Below are 16132 nucleotides of genomic sequence, written 5' to 3'. Positions count from 1 at the left end.
TGTATTTTAATTGAAATTCATTTAATTTAGTAGTAAGATTTATGTACAATTGCATATAATTACAATTATTTCTTGTCTATAATTTTAAAGAAATGTTTAAAAAGTAATTATATCCTCCGTTTTTGTTACCGTCCCTTATAATTTTTATTAAATTTGGAATAATTAATTACTTTAATAAAGTATAGGTTTAATAAAATAATTAATTATAATTGTTCAACAATTAAAAATGAGAGTATTATCTCTCATTTAAGTTCTTATTAAATCTAACCATTAACTTGATACGCCCATAAATCTGGTTCAACAATTAATGCTAATAAAATATTTATTTTTTGTTGTTGACCACCCGATAAAGTAATAATAGGTTTATTAATAAATGCTTCGGCGTCCAAATAGTACAATAACTTTTGAATGTCTTCAACAGACTTATTTAAACGATAAGCTCTCATATAATATTGGGCCATATCTCAACCAGTTAAACCACGAGGAAATTTAGTTTCTTGTAATTGCATGCCTATTTTTAAATCAGATTTAATATTAATAGTACCCGTTGTTGGTTTACGAAGTTGGGAAATCATTTCACATAATGTTGTTTTTCTAGTACCATTGGGGCCAACAATACCAATTTTGGCACCAATAGCAATATTCAGACTAACATTTTTAATGACTTCATTACTATCATAGTTTTTACTGACATTAATGATTTCAACATTATTTTTTTTATCTTTAATCATAATTACTTTCTTCCTATAATTTTATAATTTTATCATAATTACTACATAAATATTACTTGTTTTTTAAGATATAAAAATTAAAATATTATATAATATAATGTAAACTTCATTAGGTTTTTACTCATTATTTTCATAAAAAGTAAATGAGTTTTTATTTTTAAAAAAGGAGAAAATTATGAAAAAAAATGCACAAAAAAAAGAAATAAAAAAATTAAAAAAAGAGAAAAAAGAATTAGAAAAAAGTTTCAATCCATTTAACAAAAATTTTAGTCTTAATAATAAAGAAAAGGTATTAAAAGAAATTGCTTTAATTAATGAAAAAATTATTAACTTAAAACAAAAATTATTAGTAGATTATGAAGAAGATTTAGATGAAATTGAAAATGGAAATCTAGAATTTAATTTTAACCTCCAACAGTTAAATAATGAAGATGAATATTTAAAAGATAGTACTTTTCTAATAACAAATGATGATATAAATAGTATAAATTCAGAAGAATTAATTAATATGCAATATGGTAAAAAATGTTGTCCACCATGCACAATTTTTTAATTTTAAATATTTTTATATAAAAATTTAAATAATTATTAATAACAACACTTTTATTATTTATAATTTAATTTTTGAATTATAAAATTAAAATAATATATAATATAAAAACAAACTTAATCAAAGTTTTAACCCATTACTTTATTTTAAAAGAGGAGACATTAAAAATGGATATTAATGACTTAGAAAGAGAAGTTAACTTTATAGCAGATAATTATCATATTATTAATCTTTATTTACATTTTCCAATTGAAACTTATAGTAAAGATTACAATGATATTTTTGACTTTTGAGAAAATAATAAAAAAATACTCAAAATCATTATCAATTTTTAAATAAAAAAATAAAAACTTTAGAATCTTTAAAAAAATTAGAAAATAATTTTATAAATTCAATAAATAACCTATCAAAAAAATTAAATAATAAAAAAATAAATAAAATAATAAAAGTACTTACTATTGGATTATTTAATTGAAATAAAAAAAATAAAAACAAAAATAACTATTTTAACAAAAATCAAAGAAATTAAACAACAAAATTTAGTAAAAATAAATGAACTAATATTACGAATTAACAAAAAAAATATAATTAATAATGTAAATGCAGAAATTAATTTTTCTGTAACAAATAAAAGTAAATCAAATTTATCACAAATATAAAAAAAATTATATAAAAAAAGTAAATACTTGTTTTTAGTATTTACTTTTTTTAAAGTTATAGTTATTAATAATTTAATTAGATTTTAACCTTCATCAATAATACTTGAAGTTGGTTTAATATTATTAATAGGTGAGTGAATTTTTGTTTTATGTTTATTAAAAATAAAATCATATACTTCAGAATAAAATTCAACTGAAACAATATTTAATTTTTTCTTTACTTCTTCTGGAATATCTTCTAAGTCTTTTATATTAGCTTTTGGAATTAAAATTGTTTTTAGTCCACTACGATGAGCAGAAATTGATTTTTCTTTTAATCCACCAATTGGTAATACATGACCACGAAGTGTAATTTCACCTGTCATACCAATATCTTTTGATACAGGTCTACTTGTCAGAGCAGAAATAATTGCAGTTGTTAAAGTAATACCAGCACTTGGACCATCCTTTGGCACTGCTCCTTCAGGAACATGGATATGAATATCATGTTCTGCAAAGAAAGTATCAGGAATATTGAAAGTAATAGCATTTGCTTTAATATAATCTAAAGCAATAGTAGCAGATTCTTTCATGACCTCACCTAATTTACCAGTTAATACTAAATTACCTTTTCCTTTAAAGTAGTTTACTTCAATTGGTAAGATATCACCACCATATTGAGTATAAGCAAGACCAGTTACCACTCCAATTTGTGATTCATTTTCTTTTTTAGTATAATCAAAAATTTGTTTTCCTAAATAATCTTTAACATTATCAGCAACAATTTCTTCAGTACTAATTTTTTTATTTAAAAGTTTAACAATAAATTTACGAGCAATTTTATTTAATAATCTTTCTAACTGTCGAACACCTGATTCTCTTGTATAATATTTAATTAGTTCTTCTATTGAATTTGGTTTAAATTTTAACATTTTATTATTTAAACCAGTAATTTCAATAACACGAGGAATTAAATATTTTTTTGCAATTTCAAGTTTTTCTAATTCTGTATATGAAGAAAGTTCAATAATTTCCATTCGATCTTTTAATGGTTCAGGGATACCTTCCATATAATTAGCTGTTGCTAGAAACATAACTTGTGATAAATCATAATTTTCTTCAATATAATGATCTGAAAAATTAGCATTTTGTTCAGGATCTAATACTTCTAACATAGCACTAGCTGGATCACCACGATAATCAGATGACATTTTATCAATTTCATCTAATAAAAATAATGGATTAATAACTTTAGCACGTTTCATACCTTGGATAATTCTTCCTGGCATCGCACCAATATAAGTTTTACGATGACCACGAATTTCAGATTCATCTTTAACTCCACCAAGTGAAACTTTAACGAAAGTACGACCCATCGCTTCAGCAATTGATTTAGCTAAAGAAGTCTTACCAACACCAGGAGGGCCAACTAAACAAATAATTTGTCCTGGCATTGCCTTAGCCATTTTTTTAACAGCAAGATATTCAATAATTCTTTCTTTAACTTTTTCTAAACCATAGTGATATTTATCAAGAATTTTTTTTGCATTAATTAAATCAAATTTTTCTTCACTTTTTTGAAATCAAGGTAAAGTCATCATTCAATCAATGTATGTACGAATTATATTTGATTCACTTGAAGCTTGCGGCATATCTTCATAACGACTAATTTCTTCTTTAACACGAGTTTTGATTGCTTCAGGAAACTCTTCTGTTTCTAAGCGTTCTAAATAACGTTTCATTTCATTAGACTTACCATCAATTTCGCCTAATTCTTCTTTAATAGCACGCAATCTTTCTCGTAAATAATATTCACGTTGTTGTTCATCAATACGATCTTTAATTTTAGCTGTTAAATCCTTTTCAATGGCACCAACTTGTTTTTGACCACCAACATCTTTCAATAATAAATCTAAACGTTTATTAATATCAGTTTCTTGTAAAATTTCTTGGCGTTTATTGATAGTTAAAAATGGTAAAAATTGAGCCATTTTATCAATAATTTCACTAGCTTTCATTCCATCGGTGATTTGACTAATTACACCTTGTGGAATTGAACCATGAACATCTAAAATCTGTTGTAAATTATTTACAATTCTTTGAATCAACTCTTCTTCTAATGATTTTGAAACATTAGGACTAACTAAAGTTTCAGCATCTCCTGTATAAAATTTATCATCATAAAACTTAGAAACTTTAACTCTTTGTTGTCCATAAAAAGATACGGTAAGTGTACCATCATTATGACTTTTTTGAATTTGCACTTTACACAAAGTACCATGATTGTAGACTTCACTTAATTGCGGATTATCTACTTTCGGATCCTTTTGCGAAACTAAAATAATTTCTGAATTAAACTTAGCTACCGATTCATTAATTGCCGCTACTGATTTATGTCTGCCAACTTCTAGTTCTATTTCAACTGTTGGGAAAACAAAACTTCCTCTTGTTACTAGTACTGGAATATTAGTAATATTTTTTATCTTCATTGTCTCACCTCAAATAATGTATTAACTGGATTATAATATAAAATATTAGCACTTGCAATACTTAATTGCTAAAATATCTAATTTTTGATTTATACTATACTATTACAGCAGCACTTATTAATTCATATTTAATTTATACTAGTAGTATTTTATTACATTTATTTTTTTTTTTTTTTTTTTTGATAATTTTTACTTTTTGAAAAAAATAAACAATAAAATAACCTAATTATTAAATTGGTAATTAGGTTATATAATAATTATCAAATTAAATTAAGCACTTGTTGTTTGCTTTTGGTTTTTACCGTTACTTTCTCATAATAAATCAAAGGCTTTATTACGTTTTAGGGTAGTAGTAACTAAACTTAAATCTTTAATATTTGCTTTAACTTCTTCAATGCTTATTTTAAATTGGTCGGCAAATGTTGTTAATTGTTTTTGAACTTCCTCTTCGGTAATTTCTATTTTTTCTTGTTTAATAATTTCTTCAATAACTAAAAAATTTTGAAGTTGCATAATTGCATCCTTTTTTATTTCATTAATAATTTCTTCATGAGATAAACCAGTTGCTGCCATATAGTTTTCAATTGTAAAGTTTTGATTAGCTAATTGTTTTTTAAATTCATTTTCTAAACGTTCAGTTTCATTTTTAACAGCAAAACTTGGAATTATTATTTTTGAATCTTTAACAATTTTAGCAATAAGTTCTTCCATAAATTGTTCCTTAATTGTCATTGTTTTTTGTACTTCAATTTGTTTTTTAATATTTTCTAATAATTGTTCAGTAGTAGTAACATCTGGAATGTTAACATCTTTTACTAATTCTTCTAAATCTTCATTAATAACTTTTGTTTTTATTTCGTTTAATTCAATTTCAAATTGTACTAATTGACCTTTTAAATTTGAAACATGATAATCTTCTGGGAAAGTTACTTCAATAGTTTTTTTAGATTTAGGTTCCATATCGATCATTCCTTCTTCAAAACCAGGAATAAATTTACCAGAACCAATTTCTAATTCCATGTTTTTAGCTTCACCGCCAGGGAATTTTTTACCGTCTAAAAAACCAGTGAAATTAAAAACTGCAGTATCACCTTTTTCTAATTTTCCTTTTTCTTTTGGATTAAAAATAGCAAAACGATCTTGTAATAGTTTAATTTGAGTATCAATTTCTTCTTGATTAACAGTTGCTACAGGTTTTACTATATCAATACCACGATATTTACCAATAGTAATTTCTGCTGGTAAATCAAATACAAACATTATTTCACACTCTTTAATAGTAGATTTTTCCACATTAACTTCGGGTTGATTAGTAGGCATTAAGTTAGGTTTTTGTTTTAAGGCAAAATCATAAGCAATAGTAATAACTGCTTTAGTTGCTGTTTGTAAAGTTTGTTCTTCAGTTACATGTTTTTTAGCCATTTTAGTAGGAACTTTTCCTTTACGAAATCCAGGGATTTCTACTTGTGCAATCAATTTATTTTCAGCTTTTGCCAATTGATCTTTTCAAGTTTTAGCATCAATGGTAACATGTCATTTTCCAAGACCATTTTTTTCATCTTTTATAATATTTAATGTCATTTTTCAAATCTCTCCTTATGTAATTTGTTGTTGAATCATAATACTTAAGTATTTTTTTATTAAAGTAGTAGTAGTTTTAAATTTTTTAGCACTTTCTACCAATTTTACACTAATAAACTGGAAACTACAAGCACGAATATACAAAGCAGCTGCTAATGCTGCTGCTTGATTTTTATTAGGTAATGTTGGAAACAAATTCTCAAAATAACTATCCAATAAAAACAAGCAAATACCATAAATACCTGGATTATCAATATGAACTTCATTTTCAAATATTTTTGTAATTTTTAAATAAACGAGTGATTCTTGTCATTGTGTTATTTTTTTTGGATTAATTTTAAATGTATCATGACCTTTTATTACTTCTATTTCTTCATCAATACCTTGATTATTTAATATAAATAATAGTTGTGTTTTATTTATATTATTTATATTTTTATTTGTAAGAAAAATCTTAATTGTTGGCAAAATTAACCTAGCATTATGACTTTGTAAATAATAAAATGCCACCGGATGAAGATCTTCATCAAATGGATTCATTAATACACGACTTATTCTCTCTAAATTTCACTCATGACTTTCATTTTTACTATTTAATCTAATATGAGTAGTAATATTATGATGTAACTCTTGTAATGTAATTTCATGATGAATAGGAATATAAGGCATCTCTAATTCATGTTTGACCAACTTCATTGCTTGATCTCATTTATTTTCACTAATGAGGTGGTTAATTTTACCAATAATGTCTTGATAATAATTGTCATGATTTATCATTATTTAGTTAAACCTTCTTAGTATTTTAAAATTTAATGGCGCCCACGAGAAGATTCGAACTTCTGACCCCCGCCTTAGAAGGGCGGTGCTCTATCCACTGAGCTACGTGGGCATAACATTTACCATAAGTAATCTTAACTTGTTTGATTAAAAAATGCAATTATTAATTGGTTACTTTTCAATAAAAAAATAATATTATTATATTTAATATTATTTTGATATTTCATTATGTACTTTTAAGCAATAATTTTTTTTAAAAAAATAAAATATTTTCATTTTTTTATATTATAATAATTTTTGTAATTTAATAATTGTTCATTCCTAATATAGAAATTATTTCTATATTAGGATTTTTATTAAATTAAATATTGAAAAAGAAAAGTAAATGCTGGTGTCACAATAACTACAGGAACATTAACAACAACCGCAGGAATAACAGCAGCTTGTGTTGCTGCAGCACCTATGACTGGGGTGGTACTTCATTATTACCAGCTGCTGTTGGTACAACTTTAATAGCAGTGGAATGGCTACTACTACAAATTTTGGAAGAAAAGAATCAAGAATTAACAAATTTTTAAGAACAAATCCTACTATCCCCACAGTAAGAGTATCAAAAGAAAATGTTAATCCTAATGATATTAAAGAATCACGATTTAACGAATTTTTAAGATTAAGTGGTTTTGTTTCTACAAAAAGAGTATCAAAAGCAAATATTACTCCTGATTACATTAAAGTATCTAATGAACTAGCAAATTCATCAAAAGAACCAGTTATGAGAACCAGAAGTTTAACAGTAACTTCTGTCTAAAAAGAAAACAAATTACATATTCATTTAAAAAATATTAAATTATAATTCATAAAATGCATAATATAACAAAAATAATTAATTTATATTATAATTACTTTATAATTTATAAATATATAAATATTCATAACTAATATAGAAATTATTTCTATATTAGGATTTTTATTAAATTAAATTTAAATAAAAAGGACAAAAATTAAAAGATATGCCTACAAAAAATCAAATATTATTTAGCAAAGCAGAACTTAAAGGGCTTACTAAAACACAAATACAATCATTTACAAACACTGTCAATAAACAAGAAATTGATAAATTTATTTTAAGTATCATTAAAGCAAATAATAATAATAATAATGGGTTACCAATTTGAAGACAATTATTGCAACTATTAAGTCCATATCAAGTTTCAACAATTAATTGCAACTTAATTCCCTTATTTACAAAAAATAATTTACTGCTTTATGCTTTTTCAAAAAAACAAATGAAAGCACTTACAACAAAACAAATTCAAGCATTTACAACAGAACAAATAAAAAATTTCAGTTATAATAAGTTTTCGCTACTAGAAAAAGGAATAAGAAAAGCATTAAAAACAATTAATAATCAATTAACAATAGAATATGATTTTTATGAATTTAAATTTCAAATTGAATCATTAACTCCAAAACAATTAAAATGATTTACTTCTAATCAAAAGGCAGCATTTACCAAAGAACAAATACAAGTTTTTACAAAAGAACAAAAAAAGCTTTTAATAAACCATCTATACAAACAAGAAATCAACAATTAAATTCAAATTTTAATGTGGATAATATAAATGCTATTTTTGAAACCAAATCATTACCTAAAACAAATAATCCAATAATACCTTCATGATAAAAAGTAATGCCTAAATATTAGGCATTACTTTTTATTGCAATTAAATTATTTTGTTTTTATTTTTTTATAACTAAAATTTCATACTTTTTTTATATAAGAATAAGAATAAGAATTTTAATTAAGTTATAATTAAAATATGAAATTTGATTAAACATTAGAATAATGATTTAATATATTTTAATTAAAATATAGTTATTATTGTTAATTATTTAGTATTAAGAGAGGGAAAAATATATGAACCAAGATTTGCAAAAACTTTTCCATGAAATGGATTTTAATGATGTTAATAATGAATTTAATCATGCTACTATTAAAAAAGTACAATATTTTCATCATAATCAACAAGTAATAATTACCATCAACTTACCTAATTTTCTAACAACTACTACTTTAAAAAGTTTTGAACAACATTTTGAAAAATTACCTGTTTCGAATATTAGTGTCGATTTTAATGTTTCCCTTACTGCTGATGAATCAACTGTATTAACATATTTTCATTATATTAAAACTCATAAATTGCAACTATTAGCTGGCATTTATTATTCTTTACCCGACTCAGCAATTAATTATAAAAATAATATTATTACCATTACTATTCATAATAGTATTGAAGAAAAATTAATAACTAATGAATTTTTACAATTTATTAACTACTTTCAACAATATGGTTTTAAAAAAATTCAATTAAAAACTAAAATAAATAAAGCAGAGCAACCATTTATTAGTTATGAAAATGAATCTAAAGCAGAAATTAGCAAAATTACTAACAATTTAAAAACTAAAATTCCTAACAATAATATAAGTAAAAATTTTAATACAACTACTTATCGCAAAAAAGCAAAAGTTAATTTAGAAATAACAGACCCAACTCATAGCATTAAAGATATCATTGGCGATGAACCCAATATTATTATTAGTGGTAAAGTTTTTAAAATTAATAAATTTTTAACTAAAACTCAAAAATGATTTTATTCATTTTGAATTACTGATTATAGTGATGCAATTACTTGCAAAGCATTTATTAATAGCGATCAACCAGATCAGAAATTTGATAATATTAAAGTTGATGATTGAATAAAAATTAATGCTAATAGTCGTTATGATAATTATAGTAAAGAACAAGTACTATGAATTGATGATTTAATTATTGATTTAAATAATAAAAATACTAACAATAATGATGATGCTAAAACTAAAAGAATTGAATTTCATACTCATACTAAAATGAGTGCTATGGATGGTATTACTTCAGCAAGTGATTATATTAATCAAGTAGCTAAATGAGGACACCAAGCAATTGGTTTTACTGATCACTTAAATGTACAAGCATACCCAGATATTGCTAATGCCGCTAAAAAACATCCAAACTTAAAAGTAATGTATGGTATTGAAATGGATTTAATCCCCAATAATATTAGTATTACTAAAAATAATATTAATACACCATTATTAGATTTAGAATACATTGTTCTTGACTTAGAAACAACTGGTTTATCAACCAATTACCATGAAATTATTGAATTTGGTTATACAATTGTTAAAGACAATATGATTTTAAAACAAGATACAATTTTAATTAAACCAAATAATCCCGTACCTGAACATATTACTGAACTTACTAGTATTACCAATGTTATGTTAAAAGATAAACAAACATTACAACAAATATTGCCAACAATTATTGAAATAATTGGCAATAAAACAATAGTTGCTCATAATGCTAACTTTGACTTTGGTTTTTTACAAGCAGCAATGAAACAATTGGGTTTTATGCCTTTAAATAATCCTGTCATTGATACTTTGCAATTATCTAGAGCAATTCTACCACAACTAAAATATTATCGATTAGGTACTATTTGTCGTACTTATGGCATTAAATATGATGATGAAATTGCCCACCGTGCTGATTATGATGCTAATGTATTAGCACAAGTATTTTTAAAAATGTTACAACAATTAAAAACAGAATTTAATTGTTGTAATTTACAAGAAATTAATAACTTAATTAATGAACAAATTAATTTTAAACTTCGTGGTGAACATATTACTATTTTTGCAAAAAATCAATTAGGATTAAAAGATTTATATCAATTAGTTTCACTATCTCATACAAAGTATTTTTATAAAACACCAAAAATCATATCAGAAGCAATTAATGAAAATAGAAAAGAACTATTAATTGGTAGTAGTTGTATAAATGGTGCTGTTTTTGAAACAGCATTAAATAAAAGTGAAGAAGAACTAATTAAAATAATGAAATGATTTGATTTTATTGAAATCCAACCACCTGCTGTTTATAAACACTTAATACAGTTAGGAAATATTACTAAAGAACAATTAGATGATACTATTAAAAAAATTATTAATAATGCCCTTAAATTAAATAAATTAGTAATTGCTACTAGCGATGCCCACTATTTACATCCCCATGAAAAAATGTATCGTGATGTTATTATTAATAGCAAAGCAATTGGCGGTTTGTTACACCCATTATTTGATCGTAAAGGTAAAGTTGCATCATATCCCGATCAACATTTAAGAACTACTAATCAAATGCTAACAGAATTTAATTTTTTAGATGACCCTAATTTAATTAATGATATTGTTATTAATAATCCTTTGCAATTAGCTAAACAATTTGAAATGATTAAACCAATTAAAGATGGCTTATTTACACCAAGTATTGTTAATGTTGATACTAAATTACGTAATCTTTGTTATGAACAAGCATGAAATCGTTACGGTAATCCATTACCAACATATGTAGAAAAACGTTTAACTCGCGAATTAGATGCAATTATTACTCATGGTTTTGCTGTTGTTTATTGAATTGCACACAAATTAGTAGAAAAATCTTTACAAGATGGTTATCTTGTTGGTAGTCGTGGCTCAGTTGGTTCATCTTTAGTAGCTACTTTTGCTAACATTACTGAGGTTAACCCACTACAACCACACTATTTATGTCCACAATGTAAAACTAGTGAATTTATTAGTAATGGTTCTTATAAGTGTGGTTATGATTTACCAAAAAAAATATGTTCACAATGCAATATTGATTTAATTACTGATGGTCATGATATTCCTTTTGAAACATTCTTAGGATTTGATGGTGATAAAACACCTGATATTGATTTAAACTTTTCTGGTGAATATCAAAATAAAGCTCATGATTTTACTAAAGAAATGTTTGGTGAAGAAAATGTTTTTCGTGCTGGAACAATTTCAACAATTGCCAATAAAACAGCTTATGGTTATGTTAAAGCTTATGCAGAAAAAATTGGTCAATCAGATATGCGTGCAGCAAAACTAGAGTTACTAAGTCAAGGATGTGTTGGTATTAAAAGAACAACTGGTCAACATCCTGGCGGTATTATTGTTGTACCAAAAGAATATAATATTAACGATTTTACACCAATTAATTTTCCAGCTGATGATACTAGTTCTACATGAAAAACTACCCACTTTGATTTTAATGCTATTCATGATAATTTATTAAAATTAGATATTCTAGGTCACGTTGATCCAACAGCATTAAAAATGTTAGAAAATTTAACTGGTATTGATCCAAAAACTATTCCTAATCAAGATGAAAAAGTTTTATCATTATTTTCTAATTTAAGTGCCTTAAATATTACTAGTGATGATTTACTTGGCGAAAAAACAGGAGCAATTGGTATCCCTGAATTTGGTACTGGTTTTGTTCGTAAAATGTTAAGTGATACATTACCTACTTCATTTTCTGAATTAGTACAAATATCTGGTTTATCACATGGTACTGATGTTTGATTAAATAATGCTGATGAATTAATTTCACAACAAGGTTTAAAACTAAAAGATGTAATTGGTTGTCGTGATGATATTATGACTTATTTAGTATATCAAGGCTTACCAGCAAAAATTGCCTTTAACATTATGGAAGATGTCCGTAAAGGAAAAGGCATTAAACAAGAATATGAAAAGTTAATGCAAGAAAAGAAAGTTCCTAATTGATACATTCAATCTTGCAAAAAAATTAAATATATGTTTCCTAAAGCACACGCTACTGCTTATGTATTAATGGCATGAAGAGTAGCTTGATTTAAAGTTTATTATCCGCATGAATATTATGTTACTTATTTTACAACAAGATGTGAAATTTTTGATATTAAAACTATGTTACAAGGCATTGGTGCTATTACTAATAAATTAAAAGATATTAATAACAGATTAAGAAAAAATGATGGTCAAAAAAATACAGTTACTACTAAAGAAAAAGATTTAATCCCATTATTAGAAGTAGCATTAGAAATGAATGCTAGAAATATTAAATTTAGCAATATTAGTTTAGAACATTCTGATGCTAAACTTTTTCAAGTTAAAATAATAAATGGTGAAAAACAAATTTTACCACCTTTTATTACTTTAGATGGATTGGGTGAAATTGTGGCTAATTCAATTGTTAAAGCAAGGAGTGAACAAGCAATTACTTCAAAAAATGATTTACAACTACGAACTAATATTACTAAAACTAATTATCAACTATTAAATGAGTTAGGAGTATTAGAACATTTAGAAGAAAATACACAATTAATGTTAGAATTATAATACAAAGAAAAAAGAAAAGATGTGGGATTATTATGTATAAATTAAGTAACAAAGCCAACTTTTATATACGTTTATCTGCATTAATAATGATAATTTTATTTTTAATTATTGATTTAATTAGTGCAATATATTATCCAATGGAAAAATTTGAAGATTTAGGATATGGTGAACGAGTAAGTAACTACTATGCTTTTTTTACTACTGAGAGTAATCATATGGTTGTTATTTATTTTTGTGTTTATTTATTTGATTCTTATTTTCGTGGTACTAAACCAAGTTTTCAAACTCGATTAGCAGTAACTGTTTATATTACTATTACGATGTTAGTATTTTGAATAGGTATTTTCACTGCTGAGCAAGATCCAAAACAATACAGTGCTTATAATTGAATTGCAACATTAATTTTACACTTATTAATGCCAATAATTATGATTACTAGCTTTATTGTTACATCAGGTCATCAATATATTAATATGAAACAACAACATAAAATATATTTATGATTAATTGTTATTTATCCAGCAATTTATTGTATTGTTATTCTAATTAGAGGTCATTTACGTTATTTAGATTATCAAGATACTATCAGTAAAGGCTTAGTCCCTCATCCACCAAGAGATACATGATATCCATATTTTTTCTTTGATTATTCAAATGGTGAATATGGATGATTAATCGCTGCTAGTGCCGTTGTTTTTGTTTTTGGTTTAGTTTTCAGTTTACAATATTTTTATATTTGAATTAATAATTTAATGTTCAAACGTTATCAAACTTCTGAACATCATTTATATGATTTTTATCAAAAAATATTACGTCAACTTAATAAAAAAAAGAAAAGAAAAAAGTAAAAATTCAAAACATATCTTATATTCCTTACATGATAAATAGAGGCTTTTTAGTAATCTGTGTTTCTTTGTTTTACAAAGTACTAGTTCAGATTAATTCTGTCTCCAAATTTTATCATAAAATGAGCAATTGCTGTATTTCAATTTTGAATAGGCAATGTTCATTTTTTTGTGATATTTTCAATTGCTAAGTAAAAAATTTTAAAAACTGCCATATCATTAGGAAAAACTTTTTTATTTCTAATAACTTTTCGTAATTGGCTATTAACAGATTCAATAGCATTTGTAGTATAAATTACCCTTTTAATTTCTGCTGGATAACTAATAAAAACCATTAAATTTTCTCAATTTTTATATCAAGATTTAGCAATTTGTGGATATTGTTTATTTCATTTACTTTCAAATGATTCTAAAGCTTGCATTGCTTGTTCTTCACTACATGCTGTATAAATTGGCTTTAAATCGATAACTAGAGACTTTCGATGTTTGTATGAAACATATTTTAAGCTATTTCTAATTTGATGAACTATGCATAATTGATGTTCAGTTTTAGGATAAACTGATTGTATTGCCTCTGACATGCCTGTTAAATTATCACTACAAGCAATAAGAATATCATTTAAGCCTCGATTTTTCATTTCTGTAAAATTATTTAATCAGAATTTAGCACCTTCATTTTCACTAATTCATAAACCTAAAACATCTTTTTTACCTTCTAAATCAACTCCTAAAGCTATATAAACTGATTTGTTAATAATACGTTTATCCTGACGTACTTTAACTACGATACAATCAAAATAAATGATTGGATAAACACTATCTAATGGACGATTTTGCCATGCTTTGACATCATCAATGACATCATCAGTAATTTGACTAATTACATTTTGGGAATGTTTAGTAATCTGTGTGACTTACAAAAATAACTATGTTTAATTAATTCTAGTAAATATAATTTATATATCTAGAAAGAGTGAGTTACAGATGGCTAAAAAAGATAATCTTAATAACAATGATCCAATATCAAAAGCAGTAGATTTATTATTAGAAAATACTGAGGATTTAACAACAGTTTTTAAAGAGGGAGGCTTATATAAAGAATTAACTAAACGATTGGTAGAAAAAATGTTGAATTCTGAGATGCAAAATTATTTAGGACACGAAAGAAATCAACGCAGTAATAATGACAATGTTCGTAATGGTACAACATCAAAAAAATTAATAACTCAACAAGGTAAAATTGAAATTGATGTACCAAGAGATCGTAATAGTAATTTTGAACCAGTAATAATCACAAAAAGACAGAGAAGATTTGATGGTTTTGATCAACAAGTTCTTTCACTATATGCAAAAGGTATGACTTTATCAGATATTAGAATGCAGTTGCAAGAGTTATATGATGGCGCAGATATTAGCGAAAGCGTAATTAGTCAAATTACTGATGATGTCATTGATGATGTCAAAGCATGGCAAAATCGTCCATTAGATAGTGTTTATCCAATCATTTATTTTGATTGTATCGTAGTTAAAGTACGTCAGGATAAACGTATTATTAACAAATCAGTTTATATAGCTTTAGGAGTTGATTTAGAAGGTAAAAAAGATGTTTTAGGTTTATGAATTAGTGAAAATGAAGGTGCTAAATTCTGATTAAATAATTTTACAGAAATGAAAAATCGAGGCTTAAATGATATTCTTATTGCTTGTAGTGATAATTTAACAGGCATGTCAGAGGCAATACAATCAGTTTATCCTAAAACTGAACATCAATTATGCATAGTTCATCAAATTAGAAATAGCTTAAAATATGTTTCATACAAACATCGAAAGTCTCTAGTTATCGATTTAAAGCCAATTTATACAGCATGTAGTGAAGAACAAGCAATGCAAGCTTTAGAATCATTTGAAAGTAAATGAAATAAACAATATCCACAAATTGCTAAATCTTGATATAAAAATTGAGAAAATTTAATGGTTTTTATTAGTTATCCAGCAGAAATTAAAAGGGTAATTTATACTACAAATGCTATTGAATCTGTTAATAGCCAATTACGAAAAGTTATTAGAAATAAAAAAGTTTTTCCTAATGATATGGCAGTTTTTAAAATTTTTTACTTAGCAATTGAAAATATCACAAAAAAATGAACATTGCCTATTCAAAATTGAAATACAGCAATTGCTCATTTTATGGGAATGTTTAGTAATCTGTGTGACTTACAAAAATAACTATGTTTAATTAATTCTAGTAAATAT

The 16132-nt window shown here is 24.9% G+C and carries 12 protein-coding genes, 1 tRNA gene and 1 pseudogene; 8 read left to right on the top strand and 6 right to left on the bottom strand.

Annotation, left to right across the window (positions count from 1 at the left end; translation table 4 throughout):
• Positions 1–263: 263 nt before the first annotated feature.
• On the bottom strand, positions 264–731 hold the full coding sequence (locus tag SPIRDC1_RS06710) for an ATP-binding cassette domain-containing protein (RefSeq protein ID WP_174481125.1): 468 nt from the start codon (positions 729–731) through the stop codon (positions 264–266).
• 175 nt (positions 732–906) lie between these two features.
• Here SPIRDC1_RS06710 and SPIRDC1_RS06705 point away from each other — a divergent pair, with 175 nt between their 5' ends.
• The 3 genes from SPIRDC1_RS06705 to SPIRDC1_RS06695 all read left to right on the top strand — a co-directional run bounded on the left by SPIRDC1_RS06705 (position 907) and on the right by SPIRDC1_RS06695 (position 1940).
• A complete protein-coding gene (locus SPIRDC1_RS06705; protein WP_174481124.1) occupies positions 907–1284 on the top strand; it encodes a hypothetical protein in 378 nt (125 codons plus the stop codon).
• Positions 1285–1448: 164 nt separating this feature from the next.
• Positions 1449–1616, top strand: coding sequence for a hypothetical protein (locus SPIRDC1_RS06700; protein WP_174481123.1), 168 nt, complete (start codon positions 1449–1451; stop codon positions 1614–1616).
• A gap of 123 nt (positions 1617–1739) precedes the next feature.
• A complete protein-coding gene (locus SPIRDC1_RS06695) occupies positions 1740–1940 on the top strand; it encodes a hypothetical protein (RefSeq protein ID WP_174481122.1) in 201 nt (66 codons plus the stop codon).
• Between the two features lie 83 nt (positions 1941–2023).
• Here the strand turns inward: SPIRDC1_RS06695 and lon are convergent, their stop codons facing one another.
• The 4 genes from lon to SPIRDC1_RS06675 all read right to left on the bottom strand — a co-directional run bounded on the left by lon (position 2024) and on the right by SPIRDC1_RS06675 (position 6878).
• Complete coding sequence (gene lon / locus SPIRDC1_RS06690) at positions 2024–4408, bottom strand: endopeptidase La (RefSeq protein ID WP_174481121.1); 2385 nt, start codon at positions 4406–4408, stop codon at positions 2024–2026.
• 270 nt (positions 4409–4678) lie between these two features.
• Positions 4679–5989, bottom strand: coding sequence for a trigger factor (tig, locus tag SPIRDC1_RS06685; protein WP_174481120.1), 1311 nt, complete (start codon positions 5987–5989; stop codon positions 4679–4681).
• 15 nt (positions 5990–6004) lie between these two features.
• Entirely contained in the window at positions 6005–6766 is a 762-nt protein-coding gene (locus SPIRDC1_RS06680; protein ID WP_174481119.1) for a DUF3196 family protein, read from the bottom strand.
• A gap of 36 nt (positions 6767–6802) precedes the next feature.
• Positions 6803–6878, bottom strand: a tRNA-Arg gene (locus SPIRDC1_RS06675).
• A gap of 411 nt (positions 6879–7289) precedes the next feature.
• On the opposite strand from SPIRDC1_RS06675, the gene SPIRDC1_RS06670 reads away from it, so the two are divergent.
• The 4 genes from SPIRDC1_RS06670 to SPIRDC1_RS06655 all read left to right on the top strand — a co-directional run bounded on the left by SPIRDC1_RS06670 (position 7290) and on the right by SPIRDC1_RS06655 (position 13882).
• Positions 7290–7574 carry a hypothetical protein gene (locus tag SPIRDC1_RS06670; RefSeq protein WP_174481118.1) on the top strand — a complete coding sequence of 95 codons (285 nt, stop codon included), beginning with the start codon at positions 7290–7292 and terminating at the stop codon, positions 7572–7574.
• 202 nt (positions 7575–7776) lie between these two features.
• A complete protein-coding gene (locus tag SPIRDC1_RS06665) occupies positions 7777–8361 on the top strand; it encodes a hypothetical protein (RefSeq protein WP_174481117.1) in 585 nt (194 codons plus the stop codon).
• A gap of 323 nt (positions 8362–8684) precedes the next feature.
• Positions 8685–13034, top strand: a complete 4350-nt coding sequence (locus tag SPIRDC1_RS06660) for a PolC-type DNA polymerase III (protein WP_174481116.1) — start codon at positions 8685–8687, stop codon at positions 13032–13034.
• A gap of 32 nt (positions 13035–13066) precedes the next feature.
• Positions 13067–13882 (top strand): Pr6Pr family membrane protein, encoded by an 816-nt coding sequence (locus SPIRDC1_RS06655; RefSeq protein WP_174481115.1) that lies wholly within the window; start codon positions 13067–13069, stop codon positions 13880–13882.
• Between the two features lie 80 nt (positions 13883–13962).
• Here SPIRDC1_RS06655 and SPIRDC1_RS06650 read toward each other — a convergent pair.
• Positions 13963–14772, bottom strand: a pseudogene (locus SPIRDC1_RS06650) (IS256 family transposase); the annotation flags it as partial.
• 91 nt (positions 14773–14863) lie between these two features.
• Between SPIRDC1_RS06650 and SPIRDC1_RS06645 the strand changes: the two are divergent.
• Complete coding sequence (locus tag SPIRDC1_RS06645; RefSeq protein ID WP_174481114.1) at positions 14864–16105, top strand: IS256 family transposase; 1242 nt, start codon at positions 14864–14866, stop codon at positions 16103–16105.
• Positions 16106–16132: the final 27 nt, after the last annotated feature.

The sequence above is a fragment of the Spiroplasma endosymbiont of Danaus chrysippus genome, from assembly GCF_902809815.1.
In the GTDB taxonomy this organism is placed as follows: Bacteria; Bacillota_I; Bacilli_A; order Mycoplasmatales; family VBWQ01; genus Spiroplasma_E.
This window is presented reverse-complemented; position numbering and strand designations above follow the sequence as displayed.